This window comes from Streptomyces sp. CC224B (genome assembly GCF_030010595.1).
In the GTDB taxonomy this organism is placed as follows: Bacteria; Actinomycetota; Actinomycetes; order Streptomycetales; family Streptomycetaceae; genus Streptomyces; species Streptomyces longispororuber.
Genome location: NZ_JASCXL010000023.1, coordinates 73,222 through 97,606 on the forward strand (window position 1 = coordinate 73,222; position 24,385 = coordinate 97,606).

25 protein-coding genes are annotated in these 24,385 nt (G+C 74.4%); 6 read left to right on the top strand and 19 right to left on the bottom strand.

The annotated features are described in order from the left end of the window. Positions 1-37: 37 nt before the first annotated feature. Complete coding sequence (locus tag QK440_RS11935; protein ID WP_282793025.1) at positions 38-598, top strand: DUF1697 domain-containing protein; 561 nt, start codon at positions 38-40, stop codon at positions 596-598. Next, positions 595-978, top strand: coding sequence for a DUF4440 domain-containing protein (locus tag QK440_RS11940; RefSeq protein WP_282793026.1), 384 nt, complete (start codon positions 595-597; stop codon positions 976-978). The genes QK440_RS11935 and QK440_RS11940 overlap by 4 nt, the downstream gene beginning before the upstream one ends. A 28-nt stretch (positions 979-1,006) precedes the next feature. Here the strand turns inward: QK440_RS11940 and QK440_RS11945 are convergent, their stop codons facing one another. The 15 genes from QK440_RS11945 to QK440_RS12010 form a co-directional block, all read right to left on the bottom strand. Then, positions 1,007-1,915, bottom strand: a complete 909-nt coding sequence (locus QK440_RS11945; protein ID WP_282793027.1) for a transglutaminase domain-containing protein — start codon at positions 1,913-1,915, stop codon at positions 1,007-1,009. Positions 1,916-1,987: 72 nt separating this feature from the next. Continuing rightward, positions 1,988-2,797, bottom strand: a complete 810-nt coding sequence (locus tag QK440_RS11950; protein ID WP_282793028.1) for a sirohydrochlorin chelatase — start codon at positions 2,795-2,797, stop codon at positions 1,988-1,990. Between the two features lie 5 nt (positions 2,798-2,802). Further along, positions 2,803-3,732, bottom strand: a complete 930-nt coding sequence (locus QK440_RS11955) for an ABC transporter permease (RefSeq protein WP_282793029.1) — start codon at positions 3,730-3,732, stop codon at positions 2,803-2,805. Next, positions 3,719-4,519, bottom strand: a complete 801-nt coding sequence (locus tag QK440_RS11960; RefSeq protein WP_282793030.1) for an ABC transporter ATP-binding protein — start codon at positions 4,517-4,519, stop codon at positions 3,719-3,721. The genes QK440_RS11955 and QK440_RS11960 overlap by 14 nt, the downstream gene beginning before the upstream one ends. 42 nt (positions 4,520-4,561) lie before the next feature. Then, positions 4,562-5,692, bottom strand: coding sequence for an aliphatic sulfonate ABC transporter substrate-binding protein (locus QK440_RS11965; RefSeq protein WP_282793053.1), 1,131 nt, complete (start codon positions 5,690-5,692; stop codon positions 4,562-4,564). A gap of 260 nt (positions 5,693-5,952) precedes the next feature. Then, positions 5,953-7,299 (bottom strand): GTP-binding protein, encoded by a 1,347-nt coding sequence (locus QK440_RS11970; RefSeq protein ID WP_282793031.1) that lies wholly within the window; start codon positions 7,297-7,299, stop codon positions 5,953-5,955. Positions 7,300-7,301: 2 nt separating this feature from the next. Beyond that, on the bottom strand, positions 7,302-8,264 hold the full coding sequence (cysD, locus tag QK440_RS11975; RefSeq protein WP_282793032.1) for a sulfate adenylyltransferase subunit CysD: 963 nt from the start codon (positions 8,262-8,264) through the stop codon (positions 7,302-7,304). A 74-nt stretch (positions 8,265-8,338) separates the two neighbouring features. After that, positions 8,339-8,941 (bottom strand): adenylyl-sulfate kinase, encoded by a 603-nt coding sequence (cysC, locus tag QK440_RS11980; protein WP_282793033.1) that lies wholly within the window; start codon positions 8,939-8,941, stop codon positions 8,339-8,341. Then, positions 8,938-9,657 carry a phosphoadenylyl-sulfate reductase gene (locus tag QK440_RS11985; RefSeq protein ID WP_282793034.1) on the bottom strand — a complete coding sequence of 240 codons (720 nt, stop codon included), beginning with the start codon at positions 9,655-9,657 and terminating at the stop codon, positions 8,938-8,940. Before QK440_RS11985 ends, cysC begins: the two co-directional genes overlap by 4 nt. Then, positions 9,654-9,833, bottom strand: coding sequence for a hypothetical protein (locus QK440_RS11990; RefSeq protein ID WP_282793035.1), 180 nt, complete (start codon positions 9,831-9,833; stop codon positions 9,654-9,656). The genes QK440_RS11985 and QK440_RS11990 overlap by 4 nt, the downstream gene beginning before the upstream one ends. 28 nt (positions 9,834-9,861) lie before the next feature. Then, positions 9,862-11,559, bottom strand: coding sequence for a nitrite/sulfite reductase (locus tag QK440_RS11995; protein WP_282793036.1), 1,698 nt, complete (start codon positions 11,557-11,559; stop codon positions 9,862-9,864). A gap of 111 nt (positions 11,560-11,670) precedes the next feature. Then, positions 11,671-11,754 (bottom strand): putative leader peptide, encoded by an 84-nt coding sequence (locus QK440_RS41380; RefSeq protein WP_318783855.1) that lies wholly within the window; start codon positions 11,752-11,754, stop codon positions 11,671-11,673. A 516-nt stretch (positions 11,755-12,270) separates the two neighbouring features. Continuing rightward, the gene (locus tag QK440_RS12000; protein WP_282793037.1) at positions 12,271-12,837 is read right to left on the bottom strand and encodes a GNAT family N-acetyltransferase; all 567 of its coding nucleotides are present in this window, start codon (positions 12,835-12,837) and stop codon (positions 12,271-12,273) included. 100 nt (positions 12,838-12,937) lie between these two features. Next, a complete protein-coding gene (locus QK440_RS12005; RefSeq protein WP_282793038.1) occupies positions 12,938-14,230 on the bottom strand; it encodes a GAF domain-containing protein in 1,293 nt (430 codons plus the stop codon). Positions 14,231-14,610: 380 nt separating this feature from the next. Beyond that, positions 14,611-16,245 carry an acyl-CoA dehydrogenase family protein gene (locus QK440_RS12010; RefSeq protein WP_282793039.1) on the bottom strand — a complete coding sequence of 545 codons (1,635 nt, stop codon included), beginning with the start codon at positions 16,243-16,245 and terminating at the stop codon, positions 14,611-14,613. A 17-nt stretch (positions 16,246-16,262) separates the two neighbouring features. Here QK440_RS12010 and QK440_RS12015 point away from each other — a divergent pair, with 17 nt between their 5' ends. After that, the gene (locus tag QK440_RS12015; protein ID WP_282793040.1) at positions 16,263-17,396 is read left to right on the top strand and encodes a YihY/virulence factor BrkB family protein; all 1,134 of its coding nucleotides are present in this window, start codon (positions 16,263-16,265) and stop codon (positions 17,394-17,396) included. 1,270 nt (positions 17,397-18,666) lie between these two features. On the opposite strand, the gene QK440_RS12020 is transcribed toward QK440_RS12015, so the two are convergent. Then, positions 18,667-19,611, bottom strand: coding sequence for an NAD(P)H-binding protein (locus QK440_RS12020; RefSeq protein WP_282793041.1), 945 nt, complete (start codon positions 19,609-19,611; stop codon positions 18,667-18,669). Positions 19,612-19,691: 80 nt separating this feature from the next. Here QK440_RS12020 and QK440_RS12025 point away from each other — a divergent pair, with 80 nt between their 5' ends. Together QK440_RS12025 and QK440_RS12030 are read left to right on the top strand one after the other, a co-directional pair. Beyond that, a complete protein-coding gene (locus tag QK440_RS12025; RefSeq protein ID WP_282793042.1) occupies positions 19,692-20,636 on the top strand; it encodes an AraC family transcriptional regulator in 945 nt (314 codons plus the stop codon). A 10-nt stretch (positions 20,637-20,646) separates the two neighbouring features. Beyond that, on the top strand, positions 20,647-21,387 hold the full coding sequence (locus tag QK440_RS12030) for a helix-turn-helix domain-containing protein (RefSeq protein WP_282793043.1): 741 nt from the start codon (positions 20,647-20,649) through the stop codon (positions 21,385-21,387). Positions 21,388-21,419: 32 nt separating this feature from the next. On the opposite strand, the gene QK440_RS12035 is transcribed toward QK440_RS12030, so the two are convergent. Further along, on the bottom strand, positions 21,420-21,842 hold the full coding sequence (locus tag QK440_RS12035) for a VOC family protein (RefSeq protein ID WP_282793044.1): 423 nt from the start codon (positions 21,840-21,842) through the stop codon (positions 21,420-21,422). 148 nt (positions 21,843-21,990) lie between these two features. On the opposite strand from QK440_RS12035, the gene QK440_RS12040 reads away from it, so the two are divergent. Beyond that, positions 21,991-22,413 carry an NUDIX hydrolase gene (locus QK440_RS12040; protein WP_282793045.1) on the top strand — a complete coding sequence of 141 codons (423 nt, stop codon included), beginning with the start codon at positions 21,991-21,993 and terminating at the stop codon, positions 22,411-22,413. A 36-nt stretch (positions 22,414-22,449) separates the two neighbouring features. On the opposite strand, the gene QK440_RS12045 is transcribed toward QK440_RS12040, so the two are convergent. Together QK440_RS12045 and QK440_RS12050 are read right to left on the bottom strand one after the other, a co-directional pair. Next, positions 22,450-23,211 carry a hypothetical protein gene (locus QK440_RS12045; protein ID WP_282793046.1) on the bottom strand — a complete coding sequence of 254 codons (762 nt, stop codon included), beginning with the start codon at positions 23,209-23,211 and terminating at the stop codon, positions 22,450-22,452. A 59-nt stretch (positions 23,212-23,270) separates the two neighbouring features. Beyond that, positions 23,271-24,385 (bottom strand): hypothetical protein (locus QK440_RS12050; protein WP_282793047.1); only part of this gene is annotated, 1,115 nt, incomplete at its 5' end.

A 24,385-nucleotide genomic window follows, 5' to 3' on the forward strand; every position in this document is an offset into this window, starting at 1 on the left:
CCCCCACGGGGCGCGGCGGCCGCCTTATCGTGTGCGCATGGCGACGAAGATCTACGCGGCACTGCTGCGCGGCGTGAACGTGGGCGGCGGCAGGAAGGTGCCGATGGCCCGGCTGCGCACCCTCCTGGAGGAGCTCGGGCACGGCGGCGTACAAACGTATCTGCAGAGCGGGAACGCGGTGTTCACCGCCGACCGCGGCGACGAGGAGTCGCTCGCGGCGGAGCTGGGCGCGGCCCTGGAGCGGGAGTTCGGCTTCGGCGTGGAGGTGCTGGTGCGCGACGGCGCGTACCTGCGGGCCGTCGTCGACCGCTGCCCGTTCCCCGCCGCCGACCTCGAGGGCAGGCAGCTGCACGTCACGTACTTCTCCGGGCCCGTGGACCCCGGCCGCTACGCCGCGCTCGACCAGGCCGCGTACCTGCCCGAGGAGTTCCGGCTCGGCGACCGGGCGCTGTACCTGTACGCGCCCGACGGGCTCGGGCGCTCCCGGCTCGCCGACGCCCTGAGCCGCCCCGCCCTCACCCGGGGCACCGTCGCCACCAGCCGCAACTGGAACACCGTCACCAAGCTCGCGGAGCTGACCGGGGGAGACCACCGATGACCGACCGCTCGCCCGCCGTCGAGGCCGCCATCGAGAACGAGCTGCGCCTGCTCGACCCGGAGGTGCGCTCCACGCCCGAGCTGTTCGAGAAGCTGCTGCACCCGGAGTTCACCGAGTTCGGCGCGTCGGGCGCGCGCTGGGACCGCGCGTCGATCCTGCGGGTCCTCACCGCGCGGCCCGCGCCCGGCGGCCGCCCCATCACCACGTCCCGCATGCGGGGCGTCCAGCTCGCCGACGACCTGGTGCACCTCACCTTCGACACGGACAGCAACGGCCGCCTGGCGCACCGCAGTTCGCTGTGGCGGCGTACCGGGGACCGCTGGCTGCTCTGGTTCCACCAGGGCACGCCGTTCACGCCGCCGGAGCCCGAGGAGGACTGACCGGGGGCGGACACCGCCGCCCCGGTGACTAGGCGGTGGCGGGCGCCAGCGTGACCACGCGGTCGCCGCGGTACGTGGTGTGCGAGACGACCTGTGCCGGGACGGCGAGCCGCGGGTCGGCGAGGAGGGCCCGCACCGCATCGGGCCGCCCCGCGTCCGGCGCGTGCCCGGCCGCCGACGTGGCGGCGGCCACCGCGTCGAGCAGGGCGAGGTCGGCGTCCGTGACCTCCGCGGCGGCCTTGTCCAGCAGCCCCCAGCCGTCCCAGGGCAGCAGCTCCACCCCGCCGAGCGCGGCCAGGTCCGCGACCACGTCGGCCCGCACGAGGTCAAGACCCTTGATCGCGGGCACGCTGCTCACGCCGTACGTGTCCGGGTCCGTACGGCCCTCCCGGCACGCCCGCCACGCGTCACCGGCGACCACGTACGCGGTGCGCGGCACGTCCAGGGCGTCGAACGCGGTGGTGTGGAACCCGTCCACCAACTGGGCATCCGCGAGCACCCAGCCCCGGCCGGCCACCCAGTACTCGGTCACCCAGTGGTTGTCGTGGAAGCCCGGCTCGAAGTACGTCGCGTAGCCGGCGCGGAGGCGCGCCGGGGTGCCGGTGGCCCGCAGCAGCGCGCACAGCAGCAGCGCGTAGTCCCGGCAGGTGCCGACGAACCGGGCGGCGGGCTCCCTGCGCTCCCCGAGCGGGGTGTCCCCGCGCTCGCGCAGGATGCGCAGGATCTCCGCCACGTACCGGGACTCGGCGTCCCCGTGCAGCCGCTCGTCCGGTACGTCGTAGCCGAACCGCCAGGCCTCCTGGCGGTGCAGCAGCGCCCCGTGCACCATCGACGCGAGCGCGGCGGGGTCACGCGGCAGCGGCGCGCCGCCGAGGAGGGCGCCGAGGTGCGGGCCCGGGGTGCTGTACGGGGTCTGGGTCAGGTAAGGGGTCTCCATGCGCGGCAGGTTCGGCCCTGCCCCAGGGGCAGAGTCCACCGGCGGGGCCCGTGGTGCGCCGGGCCGGGGGCGTCACCCCGCGGCGGGCAGGTCCAGGAGGCGGGGGCCGCTCACCGCCGGGAGGTGCCCGGGGCGCCGGTCCGCCGGGAAGCGGCGGCACGCGTCGAACCGCTCCAGCAGCACCCGGGCGACGAGCGGGGAGTCCCCCAGCACCCCGCCGAGCACATCGGCCCCGGCGGCCCCCCGGGCGATCCGGTCGGGCAGGAACCCGGGGGCCAGGACGTACGGGGCGACGGCCACCCGCCGCACCCCGGGCACGTCCCGCAGGGCCTGGACGGCCCCCTCGGTGGGGGGCAGTCCCGCGGAGGCGAACGCAGGCCGCACGGCGCACCAACCGGTACGCCGCCACTCCCGCGCGATGTCAGCGATCACTGCGATCGCCTCCGGGTCCGTGGAGCCGGCCGAGGCGAGGACCACCCCGGTCACGGCCTTGTCGGCGGGGTCGAGCCCCGCCTCGTACAGCCGCTGCTCCAGCGCGGCGAGCAGCAGCGGCGAGGGGCCGAGCACCCCGGCCCGGCGCACCCGCAGCCCCGCGGGCGCCTGGCGCAGGACGGCCGGGACGTCGGCCTTCGCGTGGAAGGCGCGGGTCAGCAGCAGCGGCAGGGCGACGACGTCCCGGGCGCCCCGGTCGGCCAGGGACTCCAACGCCTCCGGTACGGACGGCGCGTCGAAGTCCAGGAAGGCGGCCTCCACCCGCTGCCCCGGGCGCAGCGCGCGCACGCGCCGCACCAGGGCCCGCACCGTGGCGGCGTGCCGGGGGTCCCGGCTGCCGTGGGCGATGACGAGCAGGGCCGGGGGAGCGGCGTGGAGGGGGATGCGCATCGTGCTCACTTCACCAGCAGGCCGCGGCTGCGCAGCACCCACCGCTCCAGCGGACTGAAGATCAGCAGGTCGATGGCGATGCCGACGACGAGGATCAGCAGGATCGCGAGGAACACCTGCGACATGCTGCTGTTGGTGCGCCCCGCCTCCAGGAGCTGGCCGAGGCCCATGCCCAGGTCCGGTGACTGCGCGATGATCTCGGCGGCCATCAGGGACCGCCAGGAGAAGGCCCAGCCCTGCTTCAGCCCCGCGAGGTAGCCGGGCAGGGCGGCGGGCATGACGATGTGCCAGGTGCCGCGCAGGCCGGTCGCGCCCAGGGTGCGGCCCGCCCGCAGGAACAGCGGCGGCACCTGGTCCACGCCGGAGACCAGGCCGTTGGCGATGGACGGCACGGCGCCCAGCAGGATCACCGCGTACATCATCTTGTCGTTGAGGCCCAGCCAGATCACCGCCGGGGGCACCCACGCCACCGACGGCAGCGACTGCAGGCCCGACAGGACCGGGCCGATCGCCGCCCGCACGAAGCGGACCCGGGCCACGACCAGGCCGAGCGGGGTGCCGATGAGCAGCGCGAGCAGGAACCCGAACATGCCGCGCGAGACGGACGTCCAGATGTAGTCGAGGAGGGTGCCCTGCAGCCAGGCGGTCTCGACCTCCTGCCACACGGCGCCCGGCGAGGGCAGCTTGTAGCTGTCGGTCACCTCCGCCCAGACGAGGACCTGCCAGACCACCAGGACCAGCAGGACCGCCGTCACCGGCGGCAGGACCTTCTGGACCAGGGTCTCGCGCAGCGGGGTGCGCCGCGTCTGCACGGTGTCCAGCGCGTCCAGGCCCGCCTCCAGGCCGGCGAGGTCGTCCCGCCGGCCGCCCTGCTCCGGCGCGGACCGCCGTCCGTCCGTGCCCGCCGCGGACGCGGCCGTCTCAGTGCTGCCCATGGCGGCGGATCTCCCCACGCAGTTCTTCAGTGATCTCGACGGACAGCTCCGCCACCGCCGCGTCCTCGATGCGGCGCGGCTGCTCGATGTCGACGGTCCACTCGCGCGCGACGCGGCCGGGCCGCGAGGACAGCAGGACCACGCGCTGGGCGAGCCGTACCGCCTCGCGGACGTTGTGCGTGACGAACAGGACCGACACCCGTGTCTCGCGCCAGATCCGGGTCAGCTCGTCGTGCAGCACGTCCCGGGTGATCGCGTCGAGCGCGGCGAACGGCTCGTCCATCAGCAGTAGTTGGCTGTCCTGGGCCAGGGCGCGGGCCAGCGCCACCCGCTGGCGCATGCCGCCGGACAGCTCGTGCACGCGCTTGCCGTACGCGCCCCGCAGCCGGACGAGCTCCAGCAACTCCTCGGCGCGTGGGCGGCGTTCGGCCTTGGGCAGCCCGCGCAGCCGCAGGGCAAGCTCGATGTTCCGGCCCGCGGTCAGCCACGGGAACAGCGCGTGCTCCTGGAACATCAGGGCCGGGCGGCCGTCGGTGCCGATGCTGCCCGCGCTCGGCCGGTCGAGCCCGGCGACGAGGTTGAGCAGCGTCGACTTGCCGCACCCGGAGGCTCCCAGGAGCGTGACGAACTCGCCCCGGCCGACGTCCAGCGTGATGTCGTCGAGGACGAGCTGCTGTCCGGCGGGTGTGGCGAAGGACTTCGAGACGTGCTCGATGCGCGCGGCGACGTCGAGCGCGTCCGCGGCGCGGGTGGCGCTTCCTGCTTCCTTGGCGAGTGTCGCGGCCATGGTCGTCCCCTCCTGAGAACCTGAGCTGATGGGCGGGTACGGCTACTCGACGCCGAGGCCGGCGTCGTCGACCGCGGGCTCGCCCGCCGCCTTCAGGACCTTGTTGAGCGGCTTGAGGTCGTAGATGCCCTTCAGGTCGGGCTTCTCCAGCAGGCCGGCTCGCACGGCGTGGTCGGCCTCGGTGCCGAGCGTCGCCGCCAGCGGGTCGTTGGTGAACTGGATGGACTTCCAGGCCGGGTCGATGATCCCGTCGGGCAGGGCCTTGCCGGAGTGCTGCTTCAGCTTGGCGTTGGCGGCGGCCTTGGCCTTCTCCGGGTTGTCCTCGATGAACTGGTTCGTCTTCACCGCGCCCCGCAGGACGGCCTCGACGACCTTCGGGTGCTTCTCCAGGAAGTCCTGGCGCACGATGATGTTCGTGATCACGAACTTCTTGTCCGGCCACAGGTCGGCCTCGTCGAGCAACACCTTCGCGCCCTCGGCGACCAGCTTGGACGCGGTCGGCTCCGGCACCCAGGCGCCGTCGATCGAGCCGGACTTGTAGGCGTCCGGGGTGATCTTGTTGTCGGTGCGGACCACCGACACGTCGCCCTTGCCGCTCTGCGCGTCGACCTTCCACCCCTTCTCGGAGATCCAGTGGAGGAACGCCACGTCCTGGGTGTTGCCGAGCTGCGGGGTGGCGATCTTCTTGCCCTTGACGTCGTCCAGGGACGTGATCTTCTCGGGGTTCACCACGAGCTTCACGCCGCCGGAGGCCGAGCCGCCGATGATGCGCAGGTTCTTCCCGCCGGACTTGGTGTAGCCGTTGATGGCGGGCGACGGGCCGATCCAGCCGATGTCGATGGACTTCGAGTTCAGCGCCTCGATCTCCGAGGGGCCCGCGTTGAACTGCGCGTACGAGGCCTTGGTGGCGCCCAGTTCCTTCTGGAACAGGCCCTCGTGGTCGCCGACGAGCGCGGTGCCGTGGGTGAGGTTCGGGAAGTAGCCGATCCTCACGGTGTCCAGGCCGTCGATCTTCTCGGCGCCGGCGGCGATACGGGCCTTGCCGCTGTCGCCCTTGTCGGAGTCCGAGCCGTATCCGCAGGCGGAGAGGGTGAGCGCGAGCAGGGGGAGGGCGACGGCGGCCAGGCGGCCGGAGCGTGTCGCGCGGGAGGGGCGGGGACCGGGGGTGCGGATGGCTGGCACGGGAGGCGTTCCTCTCGTTGGCCCGGTGGGCGCACGGTCAGGGTGCGGCCGGGCGGATGTCGGCGGATCTTCGTCTGCGTGCGAAGGGACGGCGGGGGGTGCGGGCGCGCGAGCGGCACGCGGACGCGCCGCTCGCGGAAGGCGTCACGCCGCACATCGCGTCACGCCGCCCGAACCCGCGCCGAGGGCGCCGCTGCCCACGCGGCCGCCCTCCTTCGCGAAGGTCGAGAAGACATCGGAGCGGGCCATGGTCAGAAGTCCCATCCCTCGTCGTCCGCCGCGGGCGCGGGCGCCTCGGCCCGCGCGAAGGCCTCGCCCGCCATGCCGGCGGCCAGCGTGGTGCCGTCCGCCGGGTCGATGAGGAGGAAGGAGCCGGTACGGCGCGAGTCGGCGTACGCGTCGAGCGCGAGCGGCTCGGCGGTGCGCACCAGGACGCGGCCGATGTCGTTGGCGACGAGCCGCCCGGGGTTCGGGTGCTGCGACAGGTCGTCCAGGGTGAGCCGGGACGGGATCTGCTTCACGATCGCCTTGACCGTGCGCGTGGTGTGCTTGAGCAGCACCCGCTGCCCCACGGCCAGCGGCTGGTCGGCGACGTGGCAGACGGTGGCGGCGATGTCCTGGGTGGTCGGCGGCGTATCAGTACTCGGGACGAGCATGTCACCCCGTGAGACGTCGAGGTCGTCCTCCAGGAGCACGGTCACCGACTGCGGCGTCCACGCCACGTCCACCGGCTCGCCGAGCAGGTCGATGCCCGCGATCCGCGAGGACCGGCCCGAGGGCAGCACGGTGACCTCGTCGCCGATGCGGAAGGTGCCCGCCGCGATCTGCCCCGCGTACCCGCGGTAGTCGGGGTGCTCCGCGGTCTGCGGCCGGATCACGTACTGCACCGGGAGCCGGGCGTGGCAGCTCGTCAGGTCGTGGCTGACCGGCACCGTCTCCAGGTGCTCCAGGACGGTCGGGCCGCCGTACCAGTCCATGTTCGACGACGGCTCCACCACGTTGTCCCCGGCGAGCGCCGAGATCGGGATCGAGGTGATCTCGGGGACGCCCAGCTCGGTGGCGTACGCGGTGAACTCCTCGGCGATCTCCGCGAACACCGGCTCCGCGTACCCGACGAGGTCCATCTTGTTCACCGCGAGCACCACGTGCGGCACCCGCAGGAGCGCGGCGATGGCGGCGTGCCGGCGGGTCTGCTCGACCACGCCGTTGCGGGCGTCGACCAGGACGACCGTGAGCTCGGCCGTCGAGGCGCCGGTGACCATGTTGCGGGTGTACTGCACGTGGCCGGGGGTGTCGGCGAGGATGAACCGGCGCCGGGCGGTCGCGAAGTAGCGGTACGCCACGTCGATGGTGATGCCCTGCTCGCGCTCGGCCCGCAGGCCGTCGGTGAGCAGCGCCAGGTCGGGCCCCTCGGCGCCGCGGCTGCGCGAGGCGTGCTCCACGGCCTCCAACTGGTCGGCCAGGACCGACTTGGAGTCGTGCAGCAGCCGGCCCACGAGCGTGGACTTGCCGTCGTCGACGGACCCGGCGGTGGCGAACCGCAGCAGCGTCGTCGCGCCGAGCCGGTCGGCGGCGACGGCCGTGGTGGGTGTGGTCATGGCTAGAAGTACCCCTCGCGCTTGCGGTCTTCCATCGCGGCCTCGGAGAGCTTGTCGTCGGCCCGGGTGGCGCCGCGCTCGGTGAGCCGGGACGCCGCGATCTCGGTGATCACGGCCTCCAGGGTGGTGGCGTCGGAGTCGACGGCCCCGGTGCAGGACATGTCGCCGACCGTGCGGTAGCGCACCAGCCGCTTCTCGACGTCCTCGCCGTCCTTGGGCCCGCCCCAGTCCCCGGCGGTCAGCCACATCCCGTCGCGCCGGAACACCTCGCGCTCGTGGGCGAAGTAGATCTCGGGCAGCTCGATCTGCTCCCGCGCGATGTACTGCCACACGTCCAGCTCGGTCCAGTTGGACAGCGGGAACACCCGCACGTGCTCGCCGGGGGCGTGCCGGCCGTTGTAGAGCTGCCACAGCTCGGGCCGCTGGCGGCGCGGGTCCCACTGCGAGAACTCGTCGCGCAGCGAGAACACCCGCTCCTTGGCGCGGGCCTTCTCCTCGTCCCTGCGCCCGCCGCCAAAGACGGCGTCGAACCGCTCGCTCTGGATCTTCTCCGTCAGCGGCAGCGTCTGCAGCGGGTTGCGGGTGCCGTCCGGCCGCTCCCTGAGCACACCGCGGTCGATGTAGTCCTGCACGGACGCCACGTGCAGCCGCAGCCGGTGGCGCGCCACGACGCGGTCGCGGTAGTCGATGACCTCGGGGAAGTTGTGCCCGGTGTCGACGTGCAGCAGCGCGAAGGGGACCGCCGCCGGGGCGAACGCCTTCAGCGCCAGGTGCAGCATGACGATGGAGTCCTTGCCGCCGGAGAACAGGATCACCGGCCGCTCGAACTCGCCCGCCACCTCCCGGAAGATGTGCACGGCCTCGGACTCCAGGGCGTCCAGGTGGCTGAGCGCGTACGGGCTGTCGTCGCCCGCCGCGCGCCCGGGGCGCGCGGAGTCCTCGGACACGGTCGCGGCGGTGGTCATGGTGCGTCCCTTTCGCCTGTCGTTCGCTTCGGATCCCGTGGTCGTCCGCGGCGGGAGGGCCGCGGGGGCGTCGCTCACAGGACGCCCCTCTCCCGCAGCAGCGCCAGCACGGCCGCCGCCGACTCGGGCACGGTCTGGTGCTGCGACTCCAGGCGCAGGTCGGGCGAGTCGGGCTCCTCGTACGGGTCGTCGACGCCCGTCAGACCGGTCAGCTCGCCCGCCGCCTGCCTGGCGTACAGGCCCTTCACGTCGCGGACGGAGCACACCTCCACCGGGGTGGCGACGTGCACCTCCAGGTACGGGGTGCCGGCCGTCTGGTGGCGCTTGCGCACCGCGTCGCGGCTGTCGGCGAACGGCGCGATGACGGGCACCAGCGCGAGCACGCCGTTGCGGGCGAGCAGCTCGGCGACGAAGCCGATGCGCTGCACGTTGGTGTGCCGGTCCTCGCGGCTGAAGCCGAGGCCCGCGGAGAGGAACTCGCGGATCTCGTCGCCGTCGAGCACCTCGACCGCGCGGCCCCGCTCGCGCAGCGTCCGCGCCAGCTCGTACGCGATGGTGGTCTTGCCCGCGCTGGGCAGGCCCGTGAGCCAGACGGTGGCTCCGGTCACGTGGGTCTCCTGAACGGTGTGGGGGGCCGGGGGCGGTGTCGGCCGGGGTGGGTGCGGGGCGGCCGTCATCCGTGCAGCCCGCACTCGGTCTTGGCGCGTCCGGCCCAGCGGCCCGCGCGCGCGTCCTCGCCCTCCAGGAGGCGCCGGGTGCACGGGGCGCAGCCCACGGAGCCGTAGCCGTCCGTGAGGAGCGGGTTGGTGAGCACGCCGTGCTCGGCGACGTAGGCGTCCACGTCGTCCTGCGTCCAGCGCGCGATGGGGGAGACCTTCACCTTGCGGCGCCTGTCGTCCCAGCCGACGACCGGGGTGTGCGCGCGGGTCGGCGACTCGTCCCGGCGCAGGCCGGTGGCCCACGCCAGGTAGCCGGCCAGGCCCTCCTCCAGGGGCTTGACCTTGCGCAGGGCGCAGCACAGGTCCGGGTCGCGGTCGTGCAGCCGCGGGCCGTGCTCGGCGTCCTGCTCGGCCACGGTCTGCCGGGGCGTGAGCGTGATGACGTTGACGTCCATCACGGCCGCCACGGCGTCGCGGGTGCCGAGGGTCTCGGGGAAGTGGTAGCCGGTGTCGAGGAACACCACGTCCACGCCGGGCCGGGCCCGGGCGGCGAGGTGGGCCACCACGGCGTCCTCCATGGAGGAGGTCACGCAGAAGCGGGCGCCGAAGGTGTCGGCGGCCCAGGTGAGGATCTCCAGGGCGGAGGCGTCCTCCAGGTCGCGCCCGGCGCGCTCGGCGAGCGCCTTGAGCTCGTCGGCCGGGGTGTCGGCCGACACCTGCTGAGTGGTCGTCATATCTCTGCCCCTCCACCGTCGTTGCGTCGAAGCCCCTGGGCGAGCAGCCCGAGGAACTTCACCTGGAAGGCGCGGTTGCACGCCGCGCATTCCCAGGCGCCGTGGCCCTGCTCACCCGGACGCAGGTCCTCGTCGCCGCAGTACGGGCAGTAGAAGGGTGCCGCGCGCTCGCTCATGCCGTGCCCTTCGCTTCGCTCACCACGCTCATGACAGGGCCTCCTCGGAGGCGCGGGCCGCCCAGGTGGCGAACCGCTCGCCGTCCTCGCGCTCGGCCTGGTAGCGCCTGAGGACCCGCTCCACGTAGTCCGGCAGCTCGGCGGCGGTGACCTTCAGGCCGCGCACCTTGCGGCCGAACCCGGCCTCCAGGCCCAGCGCGCCGCCCAGGTGCACCTGGTAGCCCTCGACCTGGTCGCCGTTCTCGTCCAGGACGAGCTGGCCCTTGAGGCCGATGTCGGCGACCTGGATGCGGGCGCAGGCGTTCGGGCAGCCGTTGATGTTGATGGTGAGCGGCTCGTCGAAGTCCGGGACGCGCCGCTCCAGTTCGTCGATGAGCGAGGCGCCGCGCGCCTTCGTCTCGACGATGGCGAGCTTGCAGAACTCGATCCCGGTGCAGGCCATGGTGCCGCGCCGGAACGGCGAGGGGCGCACGGTCAGGTCGAGCGACTCCAGGCCCTCGACCAGGGAGTCGACCTGGTCCTCCGCGACGTCGAGCACGATCATCTTCTGCTCGACGGTGGTGCGCAGGCGGCCCGAGCCGTGGGCGGCGGCGAGGTCGGCGATCTTCGTCAGGACGGTGCCGTCGACGCGGCCGACGCGCGGGGCGAAGCCGACGTAGTAGCGGCCGTCCCGCTGCCGGTGCACGCCGACGTGGTCGCGCCAGCGCTGTACGGGCTGCTCGGGCGCGGGCCCGTCGGCGAGCTTGCGCAGCAGGTACTCGTCCTCCAGGACCCGGCGGAACTTCTCCACGCCCCAGTCGGCGACGAGGAACTTCAGCCGGGCGCGGTTGCGCAGCCGCCGGTAGCCGTAGTCGCGGAAGATGGAGATGACGCCCTCGAACACGTCGGGCACGTCCTCCAGCGACACCCAGGCGCCGAGCCGCTGCCCGATCTTGGGGTTGGTGGACAGGCCGCCGCCGACCCACAGGTCGAAGCCGGGCCCGTGCTCGGGGTGGCGCACGCCCACGAAGGCGACGTCGTTGATCTCGTGCGCCACGTCGAGCAGCGGCGAGCCGGAGATCGCGGACTTGAACTTGCGCGGCAGGTTCGAGAAGGCCGGGTTGCCGATGACGCGGCGGTGGATCTCCTCGACGGCGGGCGTGCCGTCGATGATCTCGTCCTCCGCGATCCCGGCGACGGGGGAGCCGAGGATGACGCGCGGGGTGTCGCCGCAGGCCTCCGTCGTGGACAGGCCCACGGCCTCCAAGCGGCGCCAGATCTCCGGCACGTCCTCGATGCGGATCCAGTGGTACTGGATGTTCTGCCGGTCGGTGATGTCGGCGGTGCCGCGGGCGAACTCCTGCGAGACCTCGCCGACGACCCGGAGCTGGTCGGTGGTGAGCCGGCCGCCGTCGATGCGGACCCGCAGCATGAAGTGCTCGTCGTCCAGCTCCTCCGGCGCGAGGACCGCCGTCTTGCCGCCGTCGATGCCGGGCTTGCGCTGGGTGTACAGGCCCCACCAGCGCATCCGGCCGCGCAGGTCGTTCGGGTCGATGGAGTCGAAGCCGCGCTTGGAGTAGATCGTCTCAATGCGTGTCCGCACATTGAGACCGTCGTCGTCCTTCTTGAACTGCTCGTTCCCGTTCAGCGGCGTGAAGTGTCCGGCGGCCCACTGGCCCTCGCCGCGGTGGCGGCCCGTCCTGCGACGGGGTGCGGCGGGCACGGTTCGATCCGGGGTTGCGGCCATGGGTACGTCCTTCACAGCGGGCTGAGGCGGCTCTGACCTGCGCACTCGCGCGGAAGGCGCGGTGGTGCGCGGGGAGGGGTCAGTACGGGGGAAGCGGCGGTGCCGGGTTGCTCAGCTCGCCGGACACATGGCGCTGGACACGCGGACGAGGTCGACGTGACGTCGACTCACCAAGGCGATTCCAGCTCGAGACATGCCGAAAGCCTGGCATGCGGCGGGAGAGGGAGTCCACCGTTATCCGGATGCTGGACGCTTGGGTCTCGCATGGTGGGATGGCCCGCGCGGGGCGCCCCAGCCCCACCCCTCCCCGAAACCGGTGGCTGCCGCCCCCGGGCCCCCGCCCTCTTCGTCTGGGGCTCCGCCCCTCTCCCCCTTTGATCGGCGCTCCGCGCCTCGTCCTCAAACGCCGGACGGGCTGGTACTTTCCGCGACGCGCCGTCGTCGGCCGGAAGCTGGAAGCCCGTGTCGCGCCGCCGTTGGCTGCCCGCCACCCGCCGACGGCGCGCAGCGGACCCTCTCAGCCCGTCCGGCGTTTGAGGACGAGGCCGCCAGGCCGATGGAAGGGCGGGTGGGTGGGGAAACGCACCGGCAGGCGACGACGGCGGGACGCGAGACGGCTCCAGCCCGTCCGGCGTCTGAGGACGAGGCCGGAGGCCGAGGGAAGGGCGGGCGGGTGGGGGGATACCCGGCAGCCGACGACGGCGGAGCGCGTCAGGGCCGGGCCCCGGGCCAGGGCCCGGGCGTCTCCCCCCGCCGCTCCTGCGAGACCTCCGTGTGGAAGAGCTTGAACCCCCGCCGCAGATAGTTGTCCATCGCGTGCTCCCCGTCCAGGGAGCACGTGTGCAGCCACACCCGCTTCGTAGGGGCACGCCCCGGCCACCGCTCGGCCAGGTCCCAGGCGCGGGCGGTGCCGTACGACAGGAGGTGGCCGCCGATCCCGCGGCCCCGGAAGGCCGGGACGAGGCCGAAGTAGACGATCTCCACGGCGCCGTCGTCCTGCGGGTCAAGCTCCACGTACCCGGCGGGCGTGCCCCGGTCGTACGCCACCCATGTCTCCACGCCCGGCCGCGTCAGATGCTCCTGCCACTGCGCGTAGCTGAGCGAGAGGCGGTCCACCCAGTGGATGTCGCCGCCGACGGCGGAGTACAGGAACCGGCTGAACTCGGGCGAGGGCACCTCAGCCCGCACGATCCGCACATCTCCCTGCGGCGCCGGGGCCGGCAGCAGATCGGTCGGAGCGGTCTGCTCCAGGGACCAGGTGGTGACAGTGATGCTCATGGCGGCCAGGGAACCACGGCCGGGCGCGGCCCGGCCACCGAGCCCGCCCCTGACTCGTGTCAGCGGACCCCGGGGCGCGGCACGAGGCGGACGCCCGGCCTCACGGCACCGCGTCCTCCCGGGCCCTGACCACCGCCGGGGCCAGGGAGTACGGCAGCAGCCGCGCCGGATCCTCGGGCAGCACCAGGTCGACGTCCGCCTCCTCGTGGAAGCGGTACGGGCGGTGCGCGACGAGCCCGCCCAGGTAGCGGCGGACCCGGGACAGCTCGGCCCGGACCGTGACCGTGCGCCCCGGGTCGCCGAACAGGTCCGCGGCCAGGCCCGCCGCGCTGCGGCCCGCCCGGTGCGTGGCCAGGAGGAACAGCAGCTCCGCGTGGCGCGGGGAGAGTTCGTGCGTCCAGCAGCCCGCGCTGCCGGTGACGGTCACCGTCCAGCGGCGCGGCCCGCTGACGTCCACCACCACCCGGGCCCCCGCGGACGCCGGGTCCGCCTCGTCCTCGACCCGCAGCAGCCAGCCGCCGGGCAGCGGCGCCACCGCGCACCGGCCGAGCGAGGGCAGCCAGGTCCGGCCGTCCGCGAGGGCCTTCGGCAGCGTGACCCGGTCCACCGGCGGCATGCCCGTGACCGCGGCCGTCCAGCCGTGCGGATCCACCGCGACGGCGCGCCCGTCCAGGCGGGCGAGCAGCGGCGCCGCCACCGCGCGCAGCCGGTCCAGGGCCGTCAGGTGCTGCTCGCGCAGCCGGGCCTCGGCGAGCTTGGCGACCGAGCCGACGAGGGCCATCGTGGCCGGGTGCAGGGTCTCGAGCGGCCCGCTGATGTCGACGACGCCGAGCAGCCGCCCGTCGCGCGGATCGCTGATGGGCGCGCCCGTGCACGTCCAGTCGTGGTGCGAGCGGACGAAGTGCTCGGCCGAGAACACCTGCACGGGGCGGCGGGTGACGATCGCCGTCCCCACGCCGTTGGTGCCGACGACGCTCTCGCGCCAGTCCGCGCCGACCTCGAAACCGTGCCCGTCGGCCATCCTGAGCACCGACTTGTTGCCCTCGCGCCACAGCAGCCGCCCGTCGGCGTCCGCGACGACCATGATGTGCTGCGCCACGTCCGCCATCGAGAGCAGCCCCTCGCGCAGGACCGGCAGCACGGCCCGCAGCGGTGAGGCCTGCCGCCGCCGCTCCACCTCGTCGGTGGACAGCACACCCGCGCGGATGTCCCGCTCGGGGTCGACGCCGCACGCCAGCATCCGGTCCCAGGACGCGCCGATGACCGGCCGCGGCCCGAACCGGGCGCGCTGCCCGGCGATCCTGGCGTCCCGCATCTCCAGGAGCAGCCGCGCGGCCTGGGCGGCGTTCACCGCCGTGAGCCGTTCGAGGTCGAACGTGGCGCGCGTGTCCATCACCGGTTTCCTCCCGCTCCCCGAGCAGGCCCACAGCGGGGTCATGTACTCATCGTGCCCTTCCGGGCGGGCCGAGGGACATGCCTCGGCCAGTCGTTGAAAGCCGGAGTTGCAACCCCCTGCAACTCTGGCGAACAGTCGTACGGTGTCCAAAACTTGGCAGCGCGCCGCCGCGTGCGGTGCCCGTCCCGACGGGGCCTGAAAACCGGGGGTGGTGCCGTGTCGGCGCAGCACCACCCCCGTGACAGCACTGCCGCCCGGTGGTGCCGTCCGGGCCCCTCGGGCGCCTACCGGCCCCCCGCACGGGGCTCGCCGGGCCTCCCCCGGGGCGCGCGCCCGCGAGCGCGCGCCCGTCCCGCGTACGACGGGCGCTCCTCACCTCACCGGTGCACCGCCGCCCGGTCCACCACGGCGCCCAGGTCCAGGCTGTGCGGCAGCGTGCCGAACGCCGCGCCCCAGTCGCCGCCGAGCCGGGAGGCGCAGAACGCGTCCGCCACCTGCGGCGGCGCGTACCGGACCAGGAGCGAGCCCTGCAGCACCAGCGCCATGCGCTCGACGAACCGGCGCGCCCGCGCCTCCGCGCCCGCCAGGTCGGCCAGCTCCGTCAGCAGGTCCTTGATCGCCGCGTCCAGGCGGTGGTCGGCGCCGCGGGCCGCGCCCACCTCCTCCAGGAAGGCGTTGAGCGCCAGCGGCTCCCGCTGCAGCGCCCGCAGCACGTCGAGGGCCTGGACGTTGCCCGAACCCTCCCAGATCGAGTTCAGCGGCGACTCGCGCAGCAGCCGCGGCATCCCCGAGTCCTCCACGTAGCCGTTGCCGCCCAGGCACTCCAGGGCCTCCGCGACCAGGGGCGTGCAGCGCTTCGTCACCCAGTACTTCGCCGCCGGCACCGCGAGCCGCAGGAACGCCTGCTCCCGCTCGCCCCCGTCGTCGTACGCCGCGGCCAGCCGCAGCGCGAGCGTCGTCGCCGCCTCGGACTCCAGCGCCAGGTCCGCAAGGACGTTGCGCATGAGCGGCTTGTCGACGAGCCTGCCGCCGAACGCCTCCCGGTACGAGGCGTGGTGCACGGCCTGCGCGACGGCCTGCCGCATCAGCGCCGCGGAGCCGATCACGCAGTCCAGCCGGGTGGCCGCCACCATCTCGATGATGGTGCGCACCCCGCGCCCCTCGTCCCCGACCCGCCGCGCCCACGTCCCGTCGAACTCGACCTCGCCGGAGGCGTTCGACCTGTTCCCCAATTTGTTCTTCAGCCGCTGGACGGCGAACGCGTTCCGCGTACCGTCGTCGAGGACCCGGGGCACCAGAAAACACGTCAGCCCGGATTCCGCTTGCGCCAGGACGAGAAAAGCGTCGGACATGGGCGCGGAACAGAACCATTTGTGCCCGACGAGCGTGTACGCGCCGTCCTCGGAAAGCGGCGTGGCCCGCGTCGTGTTCGCCCGTACGTCGCTGCCGCCCTGCTTCTCCGTCATTCCCATGCCGAACAGCACGCCCGCCTTCTGCGCGGCCGGCCGCAGCCCCGCGTCGTACACGATGGACGTCAGCCGCGGCTCCCACTCGGCGGCCAGCGCCGGGTCGGCGCGCAGCGCGGGGACGGCCGCGTGCGTCATCGACACCGGGCACCCGTGCCCGGCCTCGGCCTGCGTCCACACCAGGAACCCGGCCGCGCGCCGCACGTGCCCGCCCGGCCTGCTCCAGGCCGCCGTAAGACCCGCCCCCACGGCCTTGCCGAGCAGCCGGTGCCAGGCCGGGTGGAAGGCGACCTCGTCGACCCGGTTCCCGTACCGGTCGTGCGTGTGCAGCACGGGTGGGTTCTCGTTGGCGAGCGCCCCCCACTCCTGCGCCTGGGACGAACCGGCGGTACGGCCGAGCAGCGAGAGGTCCGCGCGTGCCTCCGGAAGCAGGGCCGGGTCCAGATGCCGCTCGACCGCCTCCACGAGCGCCCGGTCGCACGTGAAGACGTCATATCCCACCAGGGGCGGAGCCTGGTTGGTCACTGTGTGGGTGGTGGCTGCCATGCCGCTACGGTAAGGAGGTGCACCAGGCAAAAGAAACACCCGGGCGGGCACCGGGCCGCTGGAACCGGGCCCGCGCTCTTTACCGCAACGTATCCAAACGCAGGACCGCCTGGCTGCTCCTGAAGGACACCGTCAACTCCTGCATCGAGTACCGCGTCCTGGGTCTCGCGGCGGAGGCGGCGTTCTTCACGCTGCTGTCCGTGCCGCCGCTGCTCCTCAGCCTCATCGGGATCCTCGCGTACGTGGACCGGTGGACCGGTGCCCACACCATCGAGAGCGTCGAGAACAACATCCTTGAGGCGTCCCGCACGATCCTCTCCGACAAGGGCGTCCGGGAGATCGCCCAGCCGATCCTGGAGGACGTGATGAAGGTCGGCCGGCCGGACGTCATCTCCATAGGGTTCCTCTTCGCCCTGTGGTCCGGCTCGCGCGCCGTCAACGTCTTCATCGACACCATCACCGTCATGTACGGGCTCGACGGCGCCCGGGGCATCGTCAAGACCCGGCTGCTCGCCTTCGTCCTCTTCCTCGTCGCGCTCGTCATCGGCTCGGTGGCGCTGCCGCTGATGGTGGCGGGGCCGGATGCGGTGGTGCAGCTCGTCCCCGGCTCCACGACGATCGTCCAGATCCTCTACTGGCCCGTCGTGATCCTGCTGTCCGTCGTCTTCCTCACCACGCTGTACCACGTGTCAGTGCCGGTACGGTCCCCGTGGGCGGAGGACATTCCGGGCGCGCTCATCGCCCTCGGCATGTGGGTCCTCGGCAGCTTCCTGCTGCGGATCTACCTGACCAGCACGGTCGAGGGGCCCACCATCTACGGCTCCCTCGCGGCGCCGGTCGCCGTGCTGCTGTGGATCGGCGTGTCCGCCTTCGCCGTCCTCGTCGGCGCCGCCGTCAACGCGGCGATCGACCGGGTCTGGCCGTCCGTCCAGACGGCGGCGGCGCGGGCGGCGCAGGACCGGGTGCGGGAGGCGAAGGCGGCCGAGCTCATCGCCCGGGCCGCGGCGGCGCGGGCCGCGGAGGATCCTGACGACCCGGACATGCCGGCGGAGTTTCCCGAGCGGTGGTCGCGGTTCCTGCCTCCGGAGGACGTCACGGGGCGGCTTCGGGCCCACCACGCGAGGCGTGACGAGCCACCCCCCGAGCCCTGACCGGAGCTCCGCTTCCGCCTGCCCCGGCCCACCCGCCCGCCCGCCCGTGCCGCTGCCCGGTGGCCCGGCCCACCTGCCGCTTCGCGACGTGCTCCCACCCGCCCACCCGTGCTGCCCCGGTGGCCTGGCCCGGCCCCGACCTGGCGGCTTGCGGCTGCGCTGTCGGCTGCCCGTCACCATTCGCCGCTTCGCGGCGTGTTCCCGCCCGCCCGCCCGTGCTGCCCGGGTGTCCTGGTCCGGCTCTGGCCTGGCGGCTTGCGGCTGCGCTGTCGGCTGCCCGTCACCACGTGCCGCTTCGCGGCGTCTTCCCACCCGCCCACCCGTGCTGCCCCGGTGGCCCGGTTCGGTCCTGGCCTGGCGGCTTGCGGCTGTGCTGTCGGCTGTCCGTCACCACGTGCCGCTTCGCGGCGTGTTCCCACCCGCCCACCCGTGCTGCCCGGTGGCCCGGCCCCGACCCGGCGGCTCGCGGCTCCGTGGCCGCCCGTCACCACTCGCCCACTCGTACTACCCAGGTGACCTCGACCGACCCCGGCCTGGTGGCATGCGGGTCCGCCATCGGCTGTCCGTCCACACTTGCCGCTTCGCGGCGATGCCCCCGCCCGCCCACCCGTACTACCCGCGGGGAGCGGGCAGCCGACGCCGCTCCCGCGTGTTGCCGAGCCAGGACTGGGACGGGGCAGCAGGGCTGTAGGGAGAAATGTGCCGCGAAGCGGCAAGCAGTAACTGGCAGCCGGCGACGGGCCAGCAAGCCGCCAGGTCGGGGCCAGGCCGGGACACCAGGCAGTCACGGGTGGGCGGGTGGGAGGAATTCGCCGCGGAGCGGCAGGTGGTGACGGGCGGCCGGCGACGGGCCCGCGAGCCGGCAGGTCGGGGCCGAGCCAGGTCACCGCGCAGCACGGGGGGAGCGGGTGGGAACATGCCGCGGAGCGGCACGCGGTGAGGTGCAGCCGACGACGGATCCGCGAGCTGCCAAGCCGAGGCCGGGCCCGGCCACCCGTAGCTGCCTGGCGTTCCGGGCCAGCCCCGGCGTAGCTGCTCCCGCCCCGCCACGCCCCGGCCCGGCGGCTCCCCCGTCCGTTGCCGCAGGGAGGGCCGGGTGTCCGCCGCCGCTCACCCGCCCCGGAGGGGGCGGGCGGGTGGGAGAAGAGCCCAGCCAGTCCGGCGTTCAGGGGCGAGAGAAGAGTTCAGCCAGTCCGGTGTTCAAGGGCGAGGGAAGAGTTCAGCCAGTCCGGCGTTCAAGGGCGGGGGAAGAGTTCGACCCGTTCGGTGGTCACCCCGTGGGGCATATCGCCCAAGTGTTTGTGCGGGTCGTTTCCTGGGCGTAGGCCGAGAAATCCCTCGGCGGGCGGCCGAGTATCTTCCGTACGCCGTCGGAGACGTATGCGTTGCGGCCGTCCAGGTTCGTTTCGAACAGGTCGATCAGGAATTCCACTTCGGCTTCCGGGACGCCGAATTCGCGCAGCGCCGTGCCGTAGGCGCGGGGCTCCACCGGTACGTACGTGAGTTCCCGTCCGCTCGCCGCCGCGATCTCCGCGACCGCGTCGCGGAAGGACAGGAGCCGGTCGCCGCTCACCTCGAGGACCTGCCCGGCGTACCGCTCCCCGGCGGTGACCACCGCCACCACCACGTCCGCGACGTCCCGGGCGTCGACGAAGGGCTCCAGGACCTCCCCGGCGGGGAAGGCGAGCTCCCCGGCCCGCAGGCCGTCGACGAGGGGGCCCTCGCTGAAGTTCTGCGCGAACCACGCGGACCGTACGACGGTCCACCGCCGCACCCCGGAGGCGGCGAGCGCCCGCTCGGTGGCGTCCGCCTGGGGCTCGCCGCGGGCGGAGAGCAGGACGAGGTGGCGTACGCCCAGCTCCGCGGCCCGGCGCGCGAGCGCGTCCACGGCCTCGGCGGCGCCCGGGGCGCCGACGTCCGGGAAGTAGGCCAGGTACGCGGCGTCCGCGCCCCGCAGCGCGGCGTCCCACGTGGCCGGGTCGTGCCACTCGAAGCGGACCCCACCGGAGCCGGAGCCGGAGCCGGAGCCGAAGCCGGAGTCGGAACCGGAGCCGGAGCGCGAGGCCGCCCGCACGGTGAGCCCGGCGGCCCGCGCGGCCCGCGCGACCCGGCTCCCGGTCCGCCCCGTCGCCCCGGTCACCAAGATCGTGGGACTGCCGGATCCGGCCGGGCCGGCGGCCGTCCCGCCGCCCGTGTACTGCGTGTTCGTCGTCATGCCCCCAGCCAACCGGCACCCCGCGCCCCCGGCCATCGGTCAGAGACTCACCTCCATACGCGGGCGTCTACGCTGCCCGCATGGACGTACTCGCAGGCTTGCTGGAGGGCCCGCGCGCACGGGGGGCCTTCATGCTGCGGGCGTGCTTCGCGCCGCCCTGGGCCGTGCGCATCGCGGACGAGGCACCGGTCTCGGTCATGATCATGGTGCGCGGCGAGGCCTGGATCGTGCCCGAGGGGACGGGTGCGGCCGCCGCGCCCCGGCTGCTCCGCCCCGGCGACCTCGCCGTCGCCCGCGGCCCCGCCCCCTACCTCGTCACGGGCGACCGGGACACGGAGCCGTACGCGGAGATCCGCCAGGGCCAGGTCTGCGTACCGCTGAACGGCGCGCCCCAGGACCACTACCGCCGCTTCGGGACGCGCGAGTGGGGGCAGCCCGGCGGGCCCGTGCGGATGCTGATCGGCACGTACCAGATGCGGGGCGAGATCACCGGGCGGCTCCTGGACGCGCTGCCACCGTTGCTCGTGCTGCCCACCGAGGTGTGGGACTGCCCGCTCACGCCGTTCCTCGCCGAGGAGATCGGCAAGGACGAGCCGGGCCAGGAGGTCGTCCTCGACCGGCTCCTCGACCTGCTGCTCATCGCGGCGCTGCGGGCCTGGTTCTCCCGCCCGGAGGCCGAGGCCCCGGCCTGGTACCGGGCGCTCGGCGACCCGGTCGTCGGGCCCGTCCTGCGGCTCCTGCAGGACGAACCCGCGCACCCCTGGACGGTGGCGGCGCTCGCCGCCCGGGCGGGGGTGTCCCGCGCGGCGCTCGCCCGCCGGTTCACCGGGCTCGTGGGGGAGCCCCCGATGACGTACCTGACGGGCTGGCGGCTCGCGCTCGCCGCGGACCTGCTGCGCGACAGCGACCGGACGATCGCCGCGATCGCCCGCGAGGTCGGCTACGGCAGCGCGTTCGCCCTCTCCAGCGCCTTCAAGAGGGTGTACGGCGTCAGCCCCCAGGAGCACCGCACCGGTGCGGCGTAGCCTGAGCGGCGTGGCAGGGGAGAGGGAGCGGGCCGAGGGGCCGGAAGGCGCGGGCGGGTACGCCGAGCGGCCCTCCGCGCTGCTGCCCGGCGCCGTCGTGTGGAGCAAGTCCACCGCCCCCTCGGGCGCGGGTTCCCCGGTCCTGCCCGACGGGTGCATGGACCTGCTGTGGACCGAGGGAAGGCTGTTCGTCGCGGGCCCGGACACCCGCGCGTACACCCCGGGCGCCCTGCCCGAGGGGCGCTACGTCGGTGTCCGCTTCGCCCCCGGCACGGCGCCCGCGGTCCTCGGGGTGCCCGCGCACGAGCTGCGCGACCGCCGCGTCGAGCTGGCCGACCTGTGGAGCGGTGCCGAGGCCCGTCGGCTGACCGCGCGCGTGGACGCCGCCGCCGACCCGACGGCCGCCCTGGAGCGCGTCGCCTGCGAGCGCGCCGGGCGGGGCCCGGCGCCCGACCCGCTCCTCGCGCGCGTCGTGGCGTCCCTGGCCGCGGGCCGCGGCGTCGCCGAGACCGCGGCCGCCGTGGGCCTGGGCGCCCGGCAGCTCCACCGCCGCTCGCTGCCCGCCTTCGGCTACGGCCCCAAGACCCTCGCGCGCGTGCTGCGGCTCCAGCGGGCGCTGGCGCTGGCCCGCTCCGGCCTGAGCCCCGCCGAGACCGCCGCCGTCGCGGGCTTCGCCGACCAGGCCCATCTGGCGCGCGACGTCAAGGAGTTGACGGGGACGCCGCTGGGTGCCCTGCTGCGCGGCACCTGACGGCACCGCCGGGGGAGGCTGCCGCCCGGCGGCTACCGCCCCTGCTCCGCGAAGAGTTCGGCGCCGTTGCCGTCCGGGTCGAGCACGACGGCGTAGCGCTGTCCCCAGGGCGCGTCGAACGGCTTGAGCTCCGCCCGGTACCCGGCGGCCACGAGCTCCTCGTACACCGCGTCCACGCCCGCGGGCGTACCGCAGTGGAAGGCGAGCCCGATCCGCCCGCCCCCGGCCGGGGGCCGCCACGCGGGGTGGAAGGAGCGGACGGTGTCCTCGGTGTCGAAGGCGAGGCGCGTGCCGCCCGGCAGCGCGGTCTCCACGTGCGGCAACTCCTCGGCACCGGCAGGGAACTCGAGCCCGAGGCGGCGGTAGAAGGCGAGGGAGGCCGGCAGGTCCGAGGCGACGATGCCGATCAGGTCGAGCCGGGGTGTGACCCGGGGGGTGGTGTGGTCGCTGTTCATACGGAAAGCGTAGGCAGCGCCTCCGCGGCCGGTCTTGAAGGAAACGGACACCGCGCCCCGGCCGCGCGCCCCCGTATCACCCGGCCGCCCGCCCCCGCACCACCCGGCCCGGCTGTCCCGGGTGCGGAAACCTCGCTACGGTGGAGGCATGGGTATCCCGGGTGAGAACCATCTGGCGGCAGCCGTCGTGGCCCACCGGGGCCGCGTGCTGCTCGTGCGCCGCAGCGAGACCGAGCGGTTCCTGCCACGCGTGTGGGGGGTGCCCTGCGGCAAGCTCGAACCGGGCGAGAGGCCCCGCGACGGCGTGCTGCGCGAGCTGAAGGAGGAGACCGGCCTGCTCGGCCACGTGGTGTGCAAGGTCGGCGAGTCCTCCTTCGTCAGCGACTACCGCGGGCGCGAGGTGAAGAACTGGCAGGACAACTTCCTCGTGCGGCCCCTCACCCTCGACGTGTCCCTGCCGCACCCCGACCAGGAGCACCGCTGGCTCGCCCCGGGCGAGCTGCGCACCGTCGAGATCGACGACTACAACCTGGACGTCGTCCAGCAGGCCATCAGCCGCCTGGAGCGCTGACACCGCCGAACTCCGGCACCACCGCCCGCGGCCCTCTCAGGCGGGACGCATGTGCTCCAACCGCCCGCCGTCGGCGACGAGTTCGCCCAGACGGCGCAGCTCCTCCAGGTACTCCGCCACCCCCAGCGGCTCCTTCGCGTACGCCTGCGCGCGCTCCGCCCGCCCGGCCGCCGCCCCGGTGAACACGTCCGTGTACCGCCGTCGGCCCACCCCGGTCTCCAGGAACAGCGTCACCGTGGTGCCCGGCGCCGCGCACCACGCCCGGTGCAGCGCGTACGGCGACAGGGCGTAGCCGCTGCCCGCCGCGTACTCCGCGGTCTGCGTCAGGCGCAGCCGGGCACTGCCCGCCGGCTCCAGGAGCCAGTCGTTGACGTCCGCCGACAGCGACTCGCGGTAGCGCGCCGCCGTCAGCGCCCCGTCGCCCGCCGTCTCGTACAGCTCCATGCCGAGCCTGCCGCGCACGACGTACGACGCCAGCGGGGAGCGGTGGTTGTGGATGTCCTCGTGGCCCGCGCGCACCGTGCCCGGGTGCCAGACGTGCGCCCGCAGCCGGTGGTGGGCCCCGGCCCCGACGAGCAGCAGCTTGTCGAAGCCGAGCACGTGCCGGTACGACAGCGGCGCGCACCCCGACGGGTCGCCGAGGCCCGCCGCCAGCTCCGTCACCAGGGGCAACAGCCGCTCGGCCGAGCCCAGTTCGGCGACGACCGTACGCGCCGCCCGCACCAGGTCCCCGCCGTCGAGCCCCGTCAGGGTCCCCTCGATCAGTCGCCGGGCCCGCAGGACGTGGCGTCCACCCATACGCGGTCGCTCCGCCTTCCTGTGCGCGGCCCCGCCCGCCGGGGCCGCCTCGCCGGAGGTCAGGCCTCCGGCTGATACATCCATACGGCATGGGCCCGCAGCGCCGAAAGCCCCTGATAGGTCATCCACAGCGGACGGCCGAGGTCGTGGCCGTCCCAGTGCCAGATGCCGTCGCGCTGCTGGCCGAGGACGCCCGCGACGGCGCTCGTGACCAGCGCCCGCCAGGCCTCCTCGCGCCCCTCGTCGGCGGCGATCTCCCAGGCGCCGGGCGTGAGCAGCGCCCGGACCATCCACGCTGCGGTGAAGTGCCGTACGTACAGCACCTCCTGACGCCACACCACCTGCGGGTGCGGGCGGCGCACCTCCTCCTGGGCGCCCCGCAGGTCCGCGCACGTGTCGTGCGCCGGCACCGGGCAGGACAGCAGCCAGCGGACGCCGTCCTCGCGCGCCGCCCGGGCGTTCGCGTCCTCGCCGAGGACGCGGGCCGCGCGGTCCAGGGCGACGACGGCCTGCGCCGTGTGCACCGGCGAGGGCCGCGTCACGTGCCCGGCGGGCACGCGCAGGCTGGCGCCCCAGCAGCGGCGGTGCTCCCGCTCCGGGTCGGTGATCGTGCGGTCGACCAGCTCGGCCCGCAGCCGGGCGATGGCGGGAGCGTCCGGCGCCGCCCGCAGCAGGCCGCGCAGCACCGTCGTCACCACGTGCGTACGGGCCAGGCCCGAGGGCTCCAGGTCCGGGGTGAAGCGGGCCGCGCAGCGCGCCGCCTCGTCGGCGAGGCGCGCCGGGTCCGCGCCCGCCCGCGCGAGCGCGCCCAGCACGAGCGCCGTCACCTCCGGCCGGGGCACCGAGCCCTGCGAGCGCGCCGCCCAGCCGCCGTCCGGGAGCCGCAGCCGCCACAGCGTCTCCACCAGGCGCGAGGGGCTCAACCGGCCGTCGCGCTCGCCCAGTTCGAGCACCAGGTGCAGCCCGTACGCCGTGCCGGTCGGGGTCGGCAGGACCGGCCGGGTCTGCTCGTCCAGGGCGTGCGGCCAGCCGGTGAGCGAGCCCCGCTCGGGGTCGTCGACCTCGGCGAGCTCCTCGCGGAGCGTGGCGTACGCGGCGGCGGCCAGCGCCGGGAAGGGCCCCGGCGCGGCGGGCGGCGCGGCGTCCCCGGCGCCGCGCGCGGGCACCGGGCCGG